Here is a 13,914-nt window from a genome sequence, read left to right on the forward strand (position 1 = left end):
ACAAGGGGAACTGGAATGGCGACTGGTCATTTCATCGAAGGCATTGCCGGCGGCCGGCTGTCGTCCGAGCAATATGCCGACAATTTTTCCGACCTGCATCCGCCGCTCGATCATCACGAGGCGCTGGTCGAGTCCGATCGCTGCTATTTCTGCTACGACGCGCCGTGCATGAACGCGTGTCCGACCTCGATCGACATCCCGCTGTTCATCCGGCAGATCGCGACGGGCAATCCCCTGGGCTCGGCCAAGACGATCTTCGACCAGAACATCCTCGGCGGCATGTGCGCCCGCGTCTGCCCGACCGAGACGCTGTGCGAGGAGGTCTGCGTGCGCGAGGTGGCCGAAGGCAAGCCGGTGCAGATCGGCCGGCTGCAGCGCTACGCCACCGATGTCGCGATGGGCGAGGGCAAGCAGTTCTACAAGCGCGCCGAGCCGACTGGAAAAAGCATTGCCGTGGTCGGCGCCGGGCCGGCCGGACTGGCGGCGGCGCATCGGCTTGCCCGCCACGGCCATGACGTGACCATCCTCGAGGCGCGGCCGAAGGCCGGCGGGCTGAACGAATATGGCATCGCCGCCTATAAGAGCGTCGACGATTTCGCCCAGGCGGAAGTGGACTATGTCACCGCGATCGGCGGCATCGATATCCAGAACGGCAAGGCGCTCGGCCGCGACTTCCAGCTTGCCGACCTGATCCGCAACTACGACGCGGTGTTCCTCGGCATGGGGCTTGGCGGCGTCAACGCTTTGCGCGCCGATGGCGAGGACGCCGACGGCGTCGCCAACGCGGTGGAATTCATCTCCGAATTGCGGCAGGCGAGCGATCTTTCCGGCCTGCCGGTCGGCCGGCGCGTCGTCGTCATCGGCGGCGGCATGACGGCGATCGACGCCGCGGTACAGTCGAAGCTGCTCGGCGCGGAAGAGGTGACGATCTGCTACCGGCGCGGCCAGGAGCACATGAACGCTTCGGAGTTCGAGCAGGATCTGGCCGCCGCCAATGGCGTCACCATCCGCCACTGGCTGCAGCCGAAGCGCGTCATTGCCGAAAACGGCAAAGTGTCGGCCATCGAGCTCGAATACACGGCGATGAGCGGCGACAAGCTTATCGGCACCGGCGAGACGCTGCGGCTCAATGCCGACCAGGTGTTCAAGGCGATCGGCCAGAGCTTCGTGCCGGCGCATCTCAACGGCAGCGCGGAACAGATCGAGCTCGAAGGCGGCCGCATCAAGGTCGATGCCGAAGGCCGCACCTCGCTCTCAAAAGTCTGGGCGGGCGGCGACTGCATCTTCGGCGGCGACGATTTGACTGTTTCGGCAGTGGCGCAAGGGCGCGACGCGGCCGAGAGCATCCACCGGGCACTGACCTCTAACGGGAGGGCATGAGCATGGCAGACATCCGCAACAATTTCGTCGGCATCAAATCGCCCAACCCGTTCTGGCTGGCCTCGGCGCCGCCCACCGACAAGGCCTACAATGTCGAGCGCGCCTTCAAGGCCGGCTGGGGCGGCGTGGTCTGGAAGACGCTGGGCGAGGAAGGCCCGCCGGTCGTCAACGTCAACGGCCCGCGCTATGGCGCGATCTGGGGCGCCGACCGCCGCCTGCTTGGCTTGAACAATATCGAGCTGATCACCGACCGCGATCTGCAGACCAATCTGCGCGAGATGAAGCAGGTGAAGATGAACTGGCCGGACCGGGCGCTGATCGCCTCGATCATGGTGCCTTGCGTGGAGGAAAGCTGGAAGGCGATCCTGCCGCTGGTCGAGGAGACCGGCGCCGACGGCATCGAGCTCAATTTCGGCTGCCCGCACGGCATGAGCGAGCGCGGCATGGGCTCGGCGGTCGGCCAGGTGCCGGAATATATCGAAATGGTCGTGCGCTGGTGCAAGCAGTACACGTGCATGCCGGTCATCACCAAGCTGACGCCCAACATCACCGACATCCGCAAGCCGGCCCGGGCGGCGCATGCCGGCGGCACCGATGCCGTGTCGCTGATCAATACCATCAACTCGATCACCGGCGTCGATCTCGACAATTTCGCGCCGCAGCCGACCATTGACGGCAAGGGCTCGCATGGCGGCTATTGCGGCCCAGCGGTGAAGCCGATCGCCATGAACATGGTGGCCGAGATCGCGCGCGATCCCGAAACCCGCGGCCTGCCGATCTCCGGCATCGGCGGCATCACCACCTGGCGCGACGCCGCCGAATTCATGGCGCTCGGCGCCGGCAATGTGCAGGTCTGCACGGCGGCGATGACCTATGGCTTCAAGATCGTGCAGGAGATGATCGCGGGGCTCGAGAACTGGATGGACGAGAAGGGCCACGCCTCGCTCTCCGACATCATCGGCCGTGCCACGCCCAATGTCACCGACTGGCAGTATCTCAACCTCAACTATGTCGCCAAGGCGCATATCGACCAGGATGCCTGCATCAAATGCGGCCGCTGCCACATCGCCTGCGAGGACACCTCGCACCAGGCGATCACCAGCATGGTCGACGGTGTCAGGCATTTCGAGGTGATCGAGGCTGAATGCGTCGGCTGCAATCTCTGCGTCAATGTCTGCCCGGTGGAGGGCTGCATCACCATGCAGCCGCTGGCCGCCGGCGTGCTCGACCAGCGCACCGGCTTGCCGGTGTCGCCGGTCTACGCCAACTGGACCACGCACCCCAACAATCCGATGGCCAAGGAGGCCGCGGAGTAGGCTTGGTTCTCGCCCCACGTAGTGGGCTACGCTATGCACACATCTTCTGTGACTGGCGCGACTGATCGACCTGAGGCTTGATTGCCACGTGGTTCCCCCAATCAGTCGCTGCTTCGCAGCGCCACCTTTCCCCCCTCCGGAGGGAAAGGAAGGGAGCGTTGCTGGAAGGGCGTTGACGAAAGAAAGCTTGGCGCCTTCCTCTACCCCGTCGATCGGGGGAGAGGTGGCTCGGCGAAGCCGAGACGGAGTGGGGGTCGACCAGCGCTACATAAGACAATGCATGCGCCAAGCTGCCATACACGGCATGCGCGAAGCTGCCAAGCACGCTATCGCCAAAGGCCAGCCGCTTGGAAATGTGTGCATGCCGTAGACGAAGTGGGGAGAGGTGGCCCGGCGAAGCCGGGACGGAGAGAGGCCTTCGGACCGCTGGGAATTGCCGGACGGTTCCTGACCGCCTTTCCATCCCGCTCGCGTCTCTTCCTTCATCGATTCTGACGTCGCAAAGGTCGTCTCCCCCTCTCCGTCCCGGCTTCGCCGGGCCACCTCTCCCCCGCTTTGCGGGGTGCGAGGAATCCAAGTCGTGCGAAGCGCCGCTCTCATATTGCCGTTGCGAATTGGCGGGCAATTTTGGTTTTCCATATTGCAGATAGGATTTATCCAAGATAAAGTATATCCATGATTAGGAGATCAGCACAATGAAACTGGGCGATGGCGTCGAGGCGGCCATCCATTGCGCGGCGACGCTGGCCAGCGTCGATGGCAACAGCACGATGCCCGGTGCCGCGCTCGCCGAGTGCTTCGGGTTATCGCCGAGCTATCTCCTGAAACATCTCAATCAACTGACGGCGGCGCGCATCCTGGAATCGGTGCCGGGGCCGGCGGGCGGCTACAGGCTGGCGCGGGCGGCCGAGCGCATCACGCTGCTCGACATTGTGCTTGCAGTGGAGGGCAGGGAGCCCGCCTTCCGCTGCGGCGAGATCCGCCAGCGCGGCCCGGTCAAGATCAATGCCTCCGCCTATGTGAAGCCCTGCGGCATCAATGCCGCGATGCTCAAGGCCGAGCGCGCCTATCGGGCGGCGCTCGCCGAAGTGAAGCTGTCCGACATCGTGGCGGAGTACGCGGCCGAAGGCGATCCGCGATCCTATGCCGCGAGTTGCGCCTTCGTCGAGCGTCACCAGCGGCGCCAGAAATCCGCTTCACCGAAGCAGATTTGAACCTCTAACCCACCCCAAGCCCGAAAGGAAAAGACGATGAAACCGAGACTGCAGTTCTTTGCCAAGGCGCCGGAAATCATGAAGGCGGTATCGGGGCTCAACAAGGCCGTCGACGAATGCGGGTTGGAGGTCAGCCTGCTGCACCTGATCAAGCTCAGGGCGTCGCAGATCAATGGCTGCTCATACTGCGTCGAAATGCACAGTCGCGAGGCGCGACGCGACGGCGAGACCGAAACACGTCTTTATCTCGTCGCCGCCTGGAAGGAATCGCCGCTGTTTTCCGAGCGCGAACGGGCCGCCCTCGCATGGACCGAGGCCGTGACGCTGATCGCCGACAATGGCGTATCGGACGAACTCTATGCCCGCACGCTCGAGCACTTCTCGGAAGAGGAACTGGTCAAGCTCTCGGTCGCGCTCGGCATGATCAACACCTGGAACCGGCTGTGCATTCCCTTCCACGCCATCCATCCGATACCGGCCGCCAAGGCCGCCTGATCGGACGGCCTAGCGCGCGGATGAGAGATCCGCGCGCCCTATTGTTCACGCCGCGTAGCGCAGACCGCCGTCGCAGGTCAGCACCTGGCCGGTCATGAAGCTGTTCGAGACCAGGAAGGCGATAGCTTCGGCGACGTCCTCGGCGCGGCCGATACGGCCGACCGGCGTCTTGCCGGCATATTCGGCGAACACCGCCTGCCGCTGATCGTCCGGCAAAAAGTCCCACCAGGGGGTGTCGATGACACCGGGCGCCACGACGTTGACACGCAAAGGCTTCAGCTCGACGGCGAGGATCGGCGCGACGGTAAGCAGCATGCCGTTGATGGCGCCGATGCCGGCGACGCCGGGCGCGGCAATCTGCGCCGACACGGCTGAGATGAAAGTCACCGAGCCGGCTTTGTTCAAGGTCGGCAGGGCCGCCTGCAGGCAGGAGAGTTGCGGCCGGATCTTTTCATCGACGCCGCTGCCGATATCGGCGAGGTCGAGCGTCGCGAACGGTCCCAGTCCCTTGCCGCCGCTCGCGGCGAGAACCAGATGATCGAATGGCCCGAGGCGCTCGAAGAAATTCCGGACCTCGTCCGGTTTGGTGGCGTCGAACGCTGCCTTGTCGACGGTGCCGTCGAGGCTTTTCCAGGCGCTCTTCAGCTTCTCCTCGCTGCGGCCGGTGATCGTGACTTTCATCGCAGGGCTGACCAGCTTCTTGGCCGTGGCAAGGCCGATGCCGGACGAGCCGCCGATTATGACGCAGTGTTCGGTGGTCTCGCTCATGAGTGCTTTTCCCTGGATGTTGCGGAAGATTGTCCGATCAATTCGAGGCTAAGCGCGCGCAGCCGGCGGCGGGCTTTCTCGTCATAGGCTTGCGGGTCGGCGCGCGATTCACGCTGGCCGTCGAAGTAGCGGCCGCTGCGGCCTTCGAGCGCCGGCGACGTTGCCAGGTTGAGAATGGCGTCGGCGCCGGTCTCGACCGAGCTCCATGGCGTGACGCCCGCCTGCCGGACCATGGTGGTGTCCATATAGCTTGCCGGATGCAAGGCGTTGACCGTGACGCCGGTGCCGTCGAGTTGTTCCGCCAGGTCGACGGTGAACAGGATCTGCGCCAACTTGCTCTGGCAGTAGGCGCGCACGCCGCTATAGCCATTTGTCAGCATGACGTCGTCGAAGTCGATCGCCTGCTGGCCGGCCGAGGCGACATTGACGATGCGCGCCGGCGCGCTTGCCTTGATGAGCGGCAAGAGCTCCGACGTCAGCAGAAAGCCGGCGAGATAGTTGACGGCGAAGCGCAACTCGTAGCCGTCGGCGCTGACCTGCCGGCTGGCGGCCTGGCCGCCGGTGCCGACGCCGGCATTGTTGATCAGGACGTTGAGCCGATCGGTCCTGGCGCGCACCGCTTCGGCGAGGCGACGCACCTCGGCAAGCGACGAAAGATCGGCGATGAGAAATTCGGCCTTGCCACCCTTTGCTTCGATGGCGGCGACGGTGGCTTTGCCACGGCCTTCATCGCGGCCATGCACCAGCACGCGGGCGCCGGCGGCGCCGAGCCGCTCGGCGACCACGCGGCCGACGCCGTCGGTCGAGCCGGTGACGAGAATTGTTTTTTCGTTGAGTTCCATGTCCGGAGCCTCCTTGCGCTGCTCTGAACGCAAAGATGGGACATCGCGCGGGGCGCAAACAGTTCAAACTTTATCCTGGTATCGGTACTGCTATAATAGGTGCATGGACGCCGTCATCCATTCTCCCGAAGATCACCGCCGGCGCGAGCTCGGCGCCTTCCTGCGTTCCCGTCGCGAGCGGCTTTCGCCGGATACCGCCGGCATCGCCTGCGGCGCGCGGCGGCGCACGCCGGGCCTGCGGCGCGAGGAAGTGGCGATGATCGCCGGCGTCGGCACCACTTGGTACACCTGGCTGGAGCAGGGCAGGGATGTGCGGCCTTCGGTCGAGGTGCTGTCGGCGCTCTGCCAGGCGTTGCGGCTCGACGCCGCCGAGCAGCGGCATCTGTTCACGCTCGCCGGCCGCCAGCAGCCGGAGCGGCGGCGCATCGTGCAGGGCAAGGTCGATGGACCCTTGCTGCACATGCTGCAGAGCCTGGTCCTGCAGCCCGCCTATGTCGTCGGCCCGCGCTGGGACGTGCTGGCATGGAACGACGCGGCGGTCGCCATTTTCGGCGATTACGGCCTGCTGGAGGGCGACGCCCGCAACATCATCCACGGCGTCTTCACCGATCCGCACCGGCGGCATCTGCTGGTGGATTGGGAACAGCTGGCGCGCGCGACCCTTGCCGCCTTCCGCGCCGAGAGCGCGAAATACACCGGCGATCCGGATTTCGAACGGCTGATCGAGTTGATGATGCGCTCAAGCCCCGAGTTCCGCGAATGGTGGCCGCAGCGCGATGTGGTGCATCGGCTCTCCGGCCTGAAGCATCTGCGGCATCCGATCGCCGGCGCGATGACGTTCGAGCATATGAGCCTGTCGATCGATGACGGTTCGGACATGCGATTGATCGTCTACACGCCGCTGGCGGAGCAGAACTCGGTGGTGAAGCTCAAGAAGCTGCTGGAGGGGCTTCCGATAGAGCGGCGCAGCGCGTGAGGTTGCTGGCGGCATCCCTCTTCTTCGTCATCCACGGGCGGAGCAGGGAGCGAAGCGGACGCGCAGACCCGAGGATCCATTCCGTTACCTCCGCCGTGGGATGCAGTGATGCAGAATTCTGCACCGTAGCTGCGCTCCGAGGTCACGGAATGGATCCTCGGGTCTGCGCCGCGTCGCTTCGCTCCTTGCTCCGCCCTTGGATGACGAAATGATGGGCGCCTCGGCCAATCTCCAAGGTCAGCAAAAGTTGGCCCCACACACGGGGACCACCTGCTAAGCCATCTCGTCGACGCTAACCCTTCGGCTTCAGCCCATCCAGGAACAGCTGCTCCAGGAACCGCGCTGCGTCCTCGAAGCGGCCGTCGCCGCCGCGGTCGGCGCCGAGCACGGCGCGCACCTGGACGTCGAAATCGGCATAGTGCTGCGTCGTCGCCCAGATCGAGAAGATCAGGTGCCAGGGATCGGTGCGGGCGATCTTGCCGGCGCGCATCCAGCCCTTGATGACGGCGGCCTTCTCGTCGACCAGCGTCTTCAGCTCGCCCTCCAGCATCGGCTTGATGCGCGGCGCGCCCTGCAGGATTTCATTGGCGAACAGCCGGCTTTCGCGCGGAAAATCGCGCGCCATTTCGAGCTTCCTGCGGATGTAGCTTCTGAGCTCCGTCAGCGGGTCGCCGATGTCGTCCAGCTCGCGCAGCGGCGCCAGCCAGGTGTCGAGCAGGCGCTGCATCAACGTCTCGTGAATGTCTTCCTTGCGGCGGAAGTAATAGAGAAGGTTGGGCTTCGACATGCCGGCGGCTTCGGCGATCTGGTCGATGGTCGAGCCGCGAAAACCGTTGGTGGAGAAGACCTCGAGCGCGGCTTCGAGGATCAGCTCGCGCTTTTCCTGCTGGATGCGGGTGCGGCGGGGAGCGGAGCCTTCCATCGCCGCCGTCATGCTTGCCGGCCGTCTTCGCGCGGGCTCTCTGGACCAATTGTCTGGACCAGTTTTTCCTTGGGCTGTGGAGCGCGCTTTTTATGCCGCATTTCCGCTAGTAATCCCTTGACCGCCGACAGGCGGTGCTAACGTTTGTCCAACCGGTCAAAAATTTGCGTAGCACGAAAACGCAGCGAAGACCAAGCGTTGGCCGTACCGAAACACGCTTACAAGGGGAAGTCCTGGTCATGTCCAACCGGCTGAAAGTCACGCCGAACGATCTCAGCGCATTCTGGATGCCGTTCACGGCAAACCGCCAGTTCAAGCAGGCGCCGCGCATGTTCGTGTCCGCCAAGGACATGCATTACACCACCAGCGACGGCCGCAAGGTGCTCGACGGCACCGCGGGCCTGTGGTGCGTGAACGCCGGCCACTGCCGGCCGAAGATCACCGAGGCGATCCAGAACCAGGCTGCCGAGCTCGACTACGCGCCGGCTTTCCAGATGGGCCATCCGATCGTATTCGAGCTGGCGAACCGCCTGGTCGATATCGCGCCCAAGGGCATGGACCATGTCTTCTTCACCAATTCCGGATCGGAATCGGTGGACACCGCGCTGAAGATGGCGATCGCCTATCACCGCGTTCGCGGCGAGGGCTCGCGCACCCGCCTGATCGGCCGCGAGCGCGGCTATCACGGCGTCAATTTCGGCGGCATCTCGGTCGGCGGCATCGTCTCCAACCGCAAGATGTTCGGCACGCTGCTCGGCGGCGTCGACCATCTGCCGCACACGCATCTGCCGGAGAAGAACGCCTTCTCGAAGGGCGTGCCGGAGCATGGCGCCGAGCTCGCCAATGAGCTGGAGCGTCTCGTCACCTTGCATGACGCCTCGACCATCGCTGCCGTCATCGTCGAGCCGGTCGCCGGCTCCACCGGCGTCATCCTGCCGCCGAAGGGCTATCTGCAGAAACTTCGGGAAATCTGCACGAAGCACGGCATATTGTTGATTTTCGATGAAGTGATCACCGGATTCGGCCGCCTCGGCGCGCCGTTCGCGGCAGACTATTTCGGGGTCACGCCGGACATCATGACGACGGCCAAGGGCGTCTCCAACGGCGTCATTCCGATGGGCGCGGTGTTCGTCAAGAAGGAGATCCACGACGCCTTCATGACCGGCCCTGAGCACATGATCGAGTTCTTCCACGGCTACACCTATTCGGGCAATCCGATCGCCTGCGCCGCGGCGCTCGGCACGCTCGATACCTACAAGGAAGAGGGCCTGCTGACCCGCGGCGAGGAGCTGGCGCCTTACTGGGAAGACGCGCTGCATTCGCTGAAGGGTGAGCCGCATGTCATCGACATCCGCAACATCGGCCTGATCGGTGCGATCGAGCTGGCGCCGATCGCCGGTAGCCCGACCAAGCGGGCGTTCTCGGCCTTCGTCAAAGCGTTCGAACGCGGCGCGCTGATCCGCACCACCGGCGACATCATCGCGCTGTCGCCGCCGCTGATCATCACCAAGGGCCAGATCAACGAACTGATCGACCATGTGCGTGAGGTGCTGAGGTCGATCGACTGACAAGCCGGAGCGGGCACTCTGCCGTGGAGGGCAGGGCAATCGCATATAGCTTTGGCAGTTCGGACATGTCTGGGCGTCATCCTCGGGCTTGTCCCGAGGATCTACCGGCCCCTGATCTTGTCGCGCTATATCCGCGTGCGACGGCGGATCCTCGGGTCAAGCCCGAGGATGACGGCCTCGTGTTGGCCTTCGCCGATAAGCCTCGTATGCGATTGCCCTATCGCGTGGAAGGGAGGGTGTCCGCGAAGCCGCTGGCTGAGGTCGACGCCGCAGCGCCGACATTCGGTGAGATTCAGGCCGGCTGCGCGCCGATGCCGGTCAGAATCACCCGCTTGATGTTTTCCTTGGCTTCCCGCCATTGCCGGTCCGAGAGCGACTTGCCGCCGTTCAGCGTCTCGATTTGGTGGCCGAAATCGGCGTAATGCTGGGTCGTGGCCCAGAGCATGTAAAGCAGATGACGCGGGTCGACCGGGTCCATCTTGCCCTCCTCGATCCAGCGCCTGATGATCTCGACGCGGCCGTCGGTCCATTCGCGCAGCGTCGATTCCATATAGTCCTGAAGCACCGGCGCGCCGTGCATCACCTCCGAGGCCCAGACCTTCGACCCGTCCGGGTGGCGGCGCGATATTTCCATCTTGGCGTCGATATAGGCGCTGATGCCGTCAACCGGGCCGCGCGCGGCGTCGAAGCAATTGGCCGCCTGCAGCCAGATCTCGAAGATGTTCTGGACGACGGACCGGTAGAGCTCTTCCTTGGTGGCGAAATAATAGTGGAGATTTGCCTTCGGCAGCCCCGCCAGATCGGCGATCAGCTGCATCGTGGCGCCGCCGAACCCGGCTTCCGCGAACACCTTCTCGGCAGCGAGCAGAATTGCTTTTTCATTCTCCCGCCTTATGTCCTGTCGCCGCATGGGACGGGTAGATTCGCTCATGTCTCCCCCAAGATTCTCGTTGACCGCTTGGTCAGCTTGTGTAGTCTGAAAGCTGACCATACGGTCAGGATGCAAACCACTCAAGGGGCGACAAGACCCCCGGTGAAAATGGGAACGCAAATGGCCGCACCCGGCGAAAACCTGCGCGTTAATTCAGACCGCTTGTGGGACTCCATCATGGAGATGGCGAAGATCGGCCCCGGCATTGCCGGCGGCAACAATCGCCAGACCGTTACCGACGAGGACGGCGAGGGCCGCCATCTGTTCAAGCGCTGGTGCGAGGCCGCGGGGCTCGAAATGAGCCTCGACGAGATGGGCACGATGTTTGCCCGCCGCGAGGGCACCGATCCCAGCCTGCCGCCCGTCTATGTCGGCAGCCACCTCGACACGCAGCCGACCGGCGGCAAGTATGACGGCGTGCTCGGCGTGCTGGGCGGTTTGGAAGTCGTGCGCTCGCTCAACGATCTCGGCATCAAGACGAGGCATCCGATCGTCGTCACCAATTGGACCAATGAGGAAGGCGCGCGCTTCGCGCCGGCGATGATGGCGTCCGGCGTGTTCGCCGGCGTGCTCGACCAGGCCGATGTCTACCAGCATGTCGACAAGGACGGCAAAAAGTTCGGCGAGGAGCTTGAGCGCATTGGCTGGAAGGGCGCCGAGAAGGTCGGCGACCGCAAGATCCATGCCTTCTTCGAACTGCATATCGAGCAAGGGCCGATCCTCGAGGACGAGGGTATCGATATCGGCGTCGTGACCCACGGCCAGGGCCTGAAATGGCTGCAGGTGACGCTGACCGGCAAGGAAGCGCACACCGGCTCGACGCCGATGCCGAAGCGCCGCAATGCCGGGCTCGGCATGGCGCGCGTGATCGAATTGGTGCACGAGATCGCCATGGACTACCAGCCGGACGCCGTCGGCGCGGTCGGCCACATGCAGGCCTATCCAAACTCGCGCAACATCATCGCCGGCCGCACGGTCTTCACGATCGACATCCGCTCGCCCGAGAAGGAAGTGCTCGACGCCATGGACGGCCGCATACGCGAAGGCATCGACACGATCTGCGACGCGCTCGACATCAAATACGAGATCGAGCAGGTCGGACATTTCGACCCGGTCACCTTCGACAAGAATTGCGTCAAGGCTGTGCGGGATGCGGCAGACCGCTTGGGTTATTCCCATCGCAATATCGTCTCCGGCGCCGGCCACGATGCCTGCTGGATCAACCGCGTCGCGCCGACCGCGATGGTGATGTGCCCCTGCGTCGACGGGCTCAGCCACAACGAGGCCGAGGAGATTACCAAGGAATGGGCGGCGGCGGGCGCCGATGTGCTGTTCCATGCGGTGGTCGAGACGGCTGGAATCGTTGAATGACCGATAGAGCATCTCACCATTTCACGGAAACGGTGAGATGCTCTATCTCTTTGTTTTAACGCAATTTCGGACGGAAAACCGCTTCACACTTTTCCTGAAATTGCTCTAGACCAGTCACCTCGCAACGCCGCTCGCAAAGAAGCGCGAAAGAACAGGGGAACAGAGAATGACCAAAGTCATCCGGAACGGCACCATCGTGACCGCCGACCGCACCTGGAAGGCCGACGTGCTTATGCAGCACGGCAAGATCGTCGCCATCGGCTCCAATCTGCACGGCGACCATGAGTTCGACGCCACGGGCTGCTATGTCATGCCGGGTGGCATCGATCCGCACACCCATCTCGAAATGCCCTTCATGGGCACTTATTCGGCCGACGATTTCGAATCCGGCACGCGCGCGGCGCTCTCCGGCGGCACGACGATGGTGGTCGATTTCTGCCTGCCGGCGCCGCAGCAATCGCTGCTGGAAGCGCTGCAGATGTGGGACAACAAGACCTCGAAGGCGTCCTGCGACTATTCCTTCCACATGGCGATCACCTGGTGGGGCAAGCAGGTGTTCGACGAGATGGCTCAAGTCGTCGACCGGGGCATCACCTCGTTCAAGCATTTCATGGCCTATAAGGGCGCGCTGATGGTGGATGACGACGAGATGTATTCGTCGTTTCAGCGCTGCGCCGATCTCGGCGCGCTGCCGCTGGTCCATGCCGAGAATGGCGACGTGGTTGCGGCACTGTCGCAAAAGCTTTTAGCCGCCGGCAACAACGGCCCGGAAGGCCATGCCTATTCGCGGCCGCCGGAAGTGGAGGGGGAAGCCACCAATCGCGCGATCATGATCGCCGACATGGCCGGCGTGCCGCTCTATGTCGTGCATGTCTCCTGCGAGCAGAGCCACGAGGCGATCCGCCGCGCCCGCCAGAAGGGCATGCGGGTGTTCGGCGAGCCGCTGATCCAGCACCTGACGCTCGACGAGACCGAATATTTCAACAAGGACTGGGACCATGCGGCGCGCCGGGTGATGAGCCCGCCTTTCCGCAGCAAGTGGCACCAGGATTCGCTGTGGGCCGGCCTGCAGGCCGGCTCGCTGCAGGTCGTGGCGACCGATCACTGCTCCTTCACCACCAGCCAAAAGCGCAACGGCGTCGGCGACTTCACCAAGATCCCGAACGGCACCGGCGGGCTCGAGGACCGCTTGCCGGTGCTGTGGACGAGAGGCGTCAACACCGGGCGTCTGACGATGAACGAGTTCGTCGCGGTGACCTCGACCAACACCGCCAAGATCCTCAACATGTATCCGAAGAAGGGCGCGATCGTCGAAGGCGCCGACGCCGACATCGTCGTGTGGGATCCGAAGCGCAAGAAGACGATCTCGGCCAAGAACCAGCAGTCGGTGATTGACTACAACGTCTTCGAAGGCGTCGAGGTGACCGGCCTGCCGCGCTTCGTCTTCTCGCGCGGCGAGCTGTCGATCGAGGAGGCGGACGTCAAAGCCAAGGCCGGCCATGGCGAGTTCGTCGCCCGCGAGCCGAACGCTGCGGTCAACCGGGCGCTGTCGACCTGGAAGGAGATTTCAGCGCCGCGCAAGGTCGAGCGTACGGGCATTCCGGCAACCGGGGTCTGACCATGCGGGTTCTTCATCTTGCGATCGCGGCGGCCGCGATGCTTGCCGCCGGCCAGGCGCTCGCCGCCGGCATAGACCTCAGCAAGCCCTATGGCGACAAATATGGCTGCATCAACCGGAACGGCCAGCAAGTGGCCGCCGACAAGATGCTGCTTCTAACCGACAAGGAACTGATCACGGCGGCCAGCGCCTGCACCTTCAGCAACCACCAAGCGCAGGCCGATGGATCGCTGGTGGTGACGGAAAAATGCGAGGCTGAAGGCGAAGAGGGACAGCCGACCAAGTTCACCATCAAGCGCAGCGCGAAGGATGCGAAGAAGCTGGTCGTGGTCGACGAGGACGGCAATGTGATGGGCGAAGTCGCGCGATGCCGATGATCGCCGAGGTCGGCGCTGCCCCTCATCCGCCTGCCGGCACCTTCTCCCCGTATAGTGACGGGGGGGAGGGGTATGAATGCCGCCTCGACGATCCCTCCGGCAACGTTGGGGATTGGCGAAATCTTTCGAGGCGGCG

General features: G+C 64.0%; 13 protein-coding genes. 9 read left to right on the forward strand and 4 right to left on the reverse strand.

The genetic code is table 11. The features are described from left to right. The first annotated feature begins 15 nt into the window (after nucleotides 1-15). The 4 genes from FJW05_RS09580 to FJW05_RS09595 all read left to right on the forward strand — a co-directional run bounded on the left by FJW05_RS09580 (nucleotide 16) and on the right by FJW05_RS09595 (nucleotide 4,405). Nucleotides 16-1,380 carry an NAD(P)-dependent oxidoreductase gene (locus tag FJW05_RS09580; protein WP_140630796.1) on the forward strand — a complete coding sequence of 455 codons (1,365 nt, stop codon included), beginning with the start codon at nucleotides 16-18 and terminating at the stop codon, nucleotides 1,378-1,380. 2 nt (nucleotides 1,381-1,382) lie between these two features. Further along, nucleotides 1,383-2,696, forward strand: a complete 1,314-nt coding sequence (gene preA / locus FJW05_RS09585) for an NAD-dependent dihydropyrimidine dehydrogenase subunit PreA (RefSeq protein ID WP_140631044.1) — start codon at nucleotides 1,383-1,385, stop codon at nucleotides 2,694-2,696. Nucleotides 2,697-3,391: 695 nt separating this feature from the next. Beyond that, complete coding sequence (locus FJW05_RS09590) at nucleotides 3,392-3,910, forward strand: Rrf2 family transcriptional regulator (RefSeq protein WP_140546688.1); 519 nt, start codon at nucleotides 3,392-3,394, stop codon at nucleotides 3,908-3,910. Nucleotides 3,911-3,946: 36 nt separating this feature from the next. Then, complete coding sequence (locus tag FJW05_RS09595) at nucleotides 3,947-4,405, forward strand: carboxymuconolactone decarboxylase family protein (RefSeq protein ID WP_140546687.1); 459 nt, start codon at nucleotides 3,947-3,949, stop codon at nucleotides 4,403-4,405. Nucleotides 4,406-4,450: 45 nt separating this feature from the next. Here the strand turns inward: FJW05_RS09595 and FJW05_RS09600 are convergent, their stop codons facing one another. Together FJW05_RS09600 and FJW05_RS09605 are read right to left on the reverse strand one after the other, a co-directional pair. Next, the gene (locus FJW05_RS09600) at nucleotides 4,451-5,173 is read right to left on the reverse strand and encodes an SDR family oxidoreductase (RefSeq protein ID WP_140546686.1); all 723 of its coding nucleotides are present in this window, start codon (nucleotides 5,171-5,173) and stop codon (nucleotides 4,451-4,453) included. Continuing rightward, nucleotides 5,170-6,015 carry an SDR family oxidoreductase gene (locus FJW05_RS09605; protein ID WP_140630799.1) on the reverse strand — a complete coding sequence of 282 codons (846 nt, stop codon included), beginning with the start codon at nucleotides 6,013-6,015 and terminating at the stop codon, nucleotides 5,170-5,172. The genes FJW05_RS09600 and FJW05_RS09605 overlap by 4 nt, the downstream gene beginning before the upstream one ends. Nucleotides 6,016-6,118: 103 nt before the next feature. Between FJW05_RS09605 and FJW05_RS09610 the strand changes: the two genes are divergently transcribed. After that, the gene (locus FJW05_RS09610) at nucleotides 6,119-6,991 is read left to right on the forward strand and encodes a helix-turn-helix transcriptional regulator (protein ID WP_140630802.1); all 873 of its coding nucleotides are present in this window, start codon (nucleotides 6,119-6,121) and stop codon (nucleotides 6,989-6,991) included. 292 nt (nucleotides 6,992-7,283) lie between these two features. Here FJW05_RS09610 and FJW05_RS09615 read toward each other — a convergent pair whose 3' ends face one another. Then, nucleotides 7,284-7,913 carry a TetR family transcriptional regulator C-terminal domain-containing protein gene (locus FJW05_RS09615; RefSeq protein ID WP_135872613.1) on the reverse strand — a complete coding sequence of 210 codons (630 nt, stop codon included), beginning with the start codon at nucleotides 7,911-7,913 and terminating at the stop codon, nucleotides 7,284-7,286. 239 nt (nucleotides 7,914-8,152) lie between these two features. On the opposite strand from FJW05_RS09615, the gene FJW05_RS09620 reads away from it, so the two are divergent. After that, entirely contained in the window at nucleotides 8,153-9,481 is a 1,329-nt protein-coding gene (locus FJW05_RS09620; protein ID WP_140546683.1) for an aspartate aminotransferase family protein, read from the forward strand. A gap of 292 nt (nucleotides 9,482-9,773) precedes the next feature. Here FJW05_RS09620 and FJW05_RS09625 read toward each other — a convergent pair whose 3' ends face one another. Then, nucleotides 9,774-10,412, reverse strand: coding sequence for a TetR/AcrR family transcriptional regulator (locus FJW05_RS09625; RefSeq protein ID WP_095768951.1), 639 nt, complete (start codon nucleotides 10,410-10,412; stop codon nucleotides 9,774-9,776). Between the two features lie 120 nt (nucleotides 10,413-10,532). Here FJW05_RS09625 and FJW05_RS09630 point away from each other — a divergent pair, with 120 nt between their 5' ends. From FJW05_RS09630 to FJW05_RS09640, 3 genes are all read left to right on the forward strand, one after another. Continuing rightward, complete coding sequence (locus FJW05_RS09630; RefSeq protein WP_140630804.1) at nucleotides 10,533-11,783, forward strand: Zn-dependent hydrolase; 1,251 nt, start codon at nucleotides 10,533-10,535, stop codon at nucleotides 11,781-11,783. Between the two features lie 166 nt (nucleotides 11,784-11,949). After that, on the forward strand, nucleotides 11,950-13,401 hold the full coding sequence (gene hydA, locus FJW05_RS09635; protein WP_140630807.1) for a dihydropyrimidinase: 1,452 nt from the start codon (nucleotides 11,950-11,952) through the stop codon (nucleotides 13,399-13,401). Between the two features lie 2 nt (nucleotides 13,402-13,403). Next, nucleotides 13,404-13,778 (forward strand): hypothetical protein, encoded by a 375-nt coding sequence (locus tag FJW05_RS09640; protein WP_140630810.1) that lies wholly within the window; start codon nucleotides 13,404-13,406, stop codon nucleotides 13,776-13,778. The last annotated feature ends 136 nt before the right edge of the window (nucleotides 13,779-13,914 follow it).

The sequence above is a fragment of the Mesorhizobium sp. B2-9-1 genome (assembly GCF_006439455.1).
Taxonomy (GTDB): Bacteria; Pseudomonadota; Alphaproteobacteria; order Rhizobiales; family Rhizobiaceae; genus Mesorhizobium.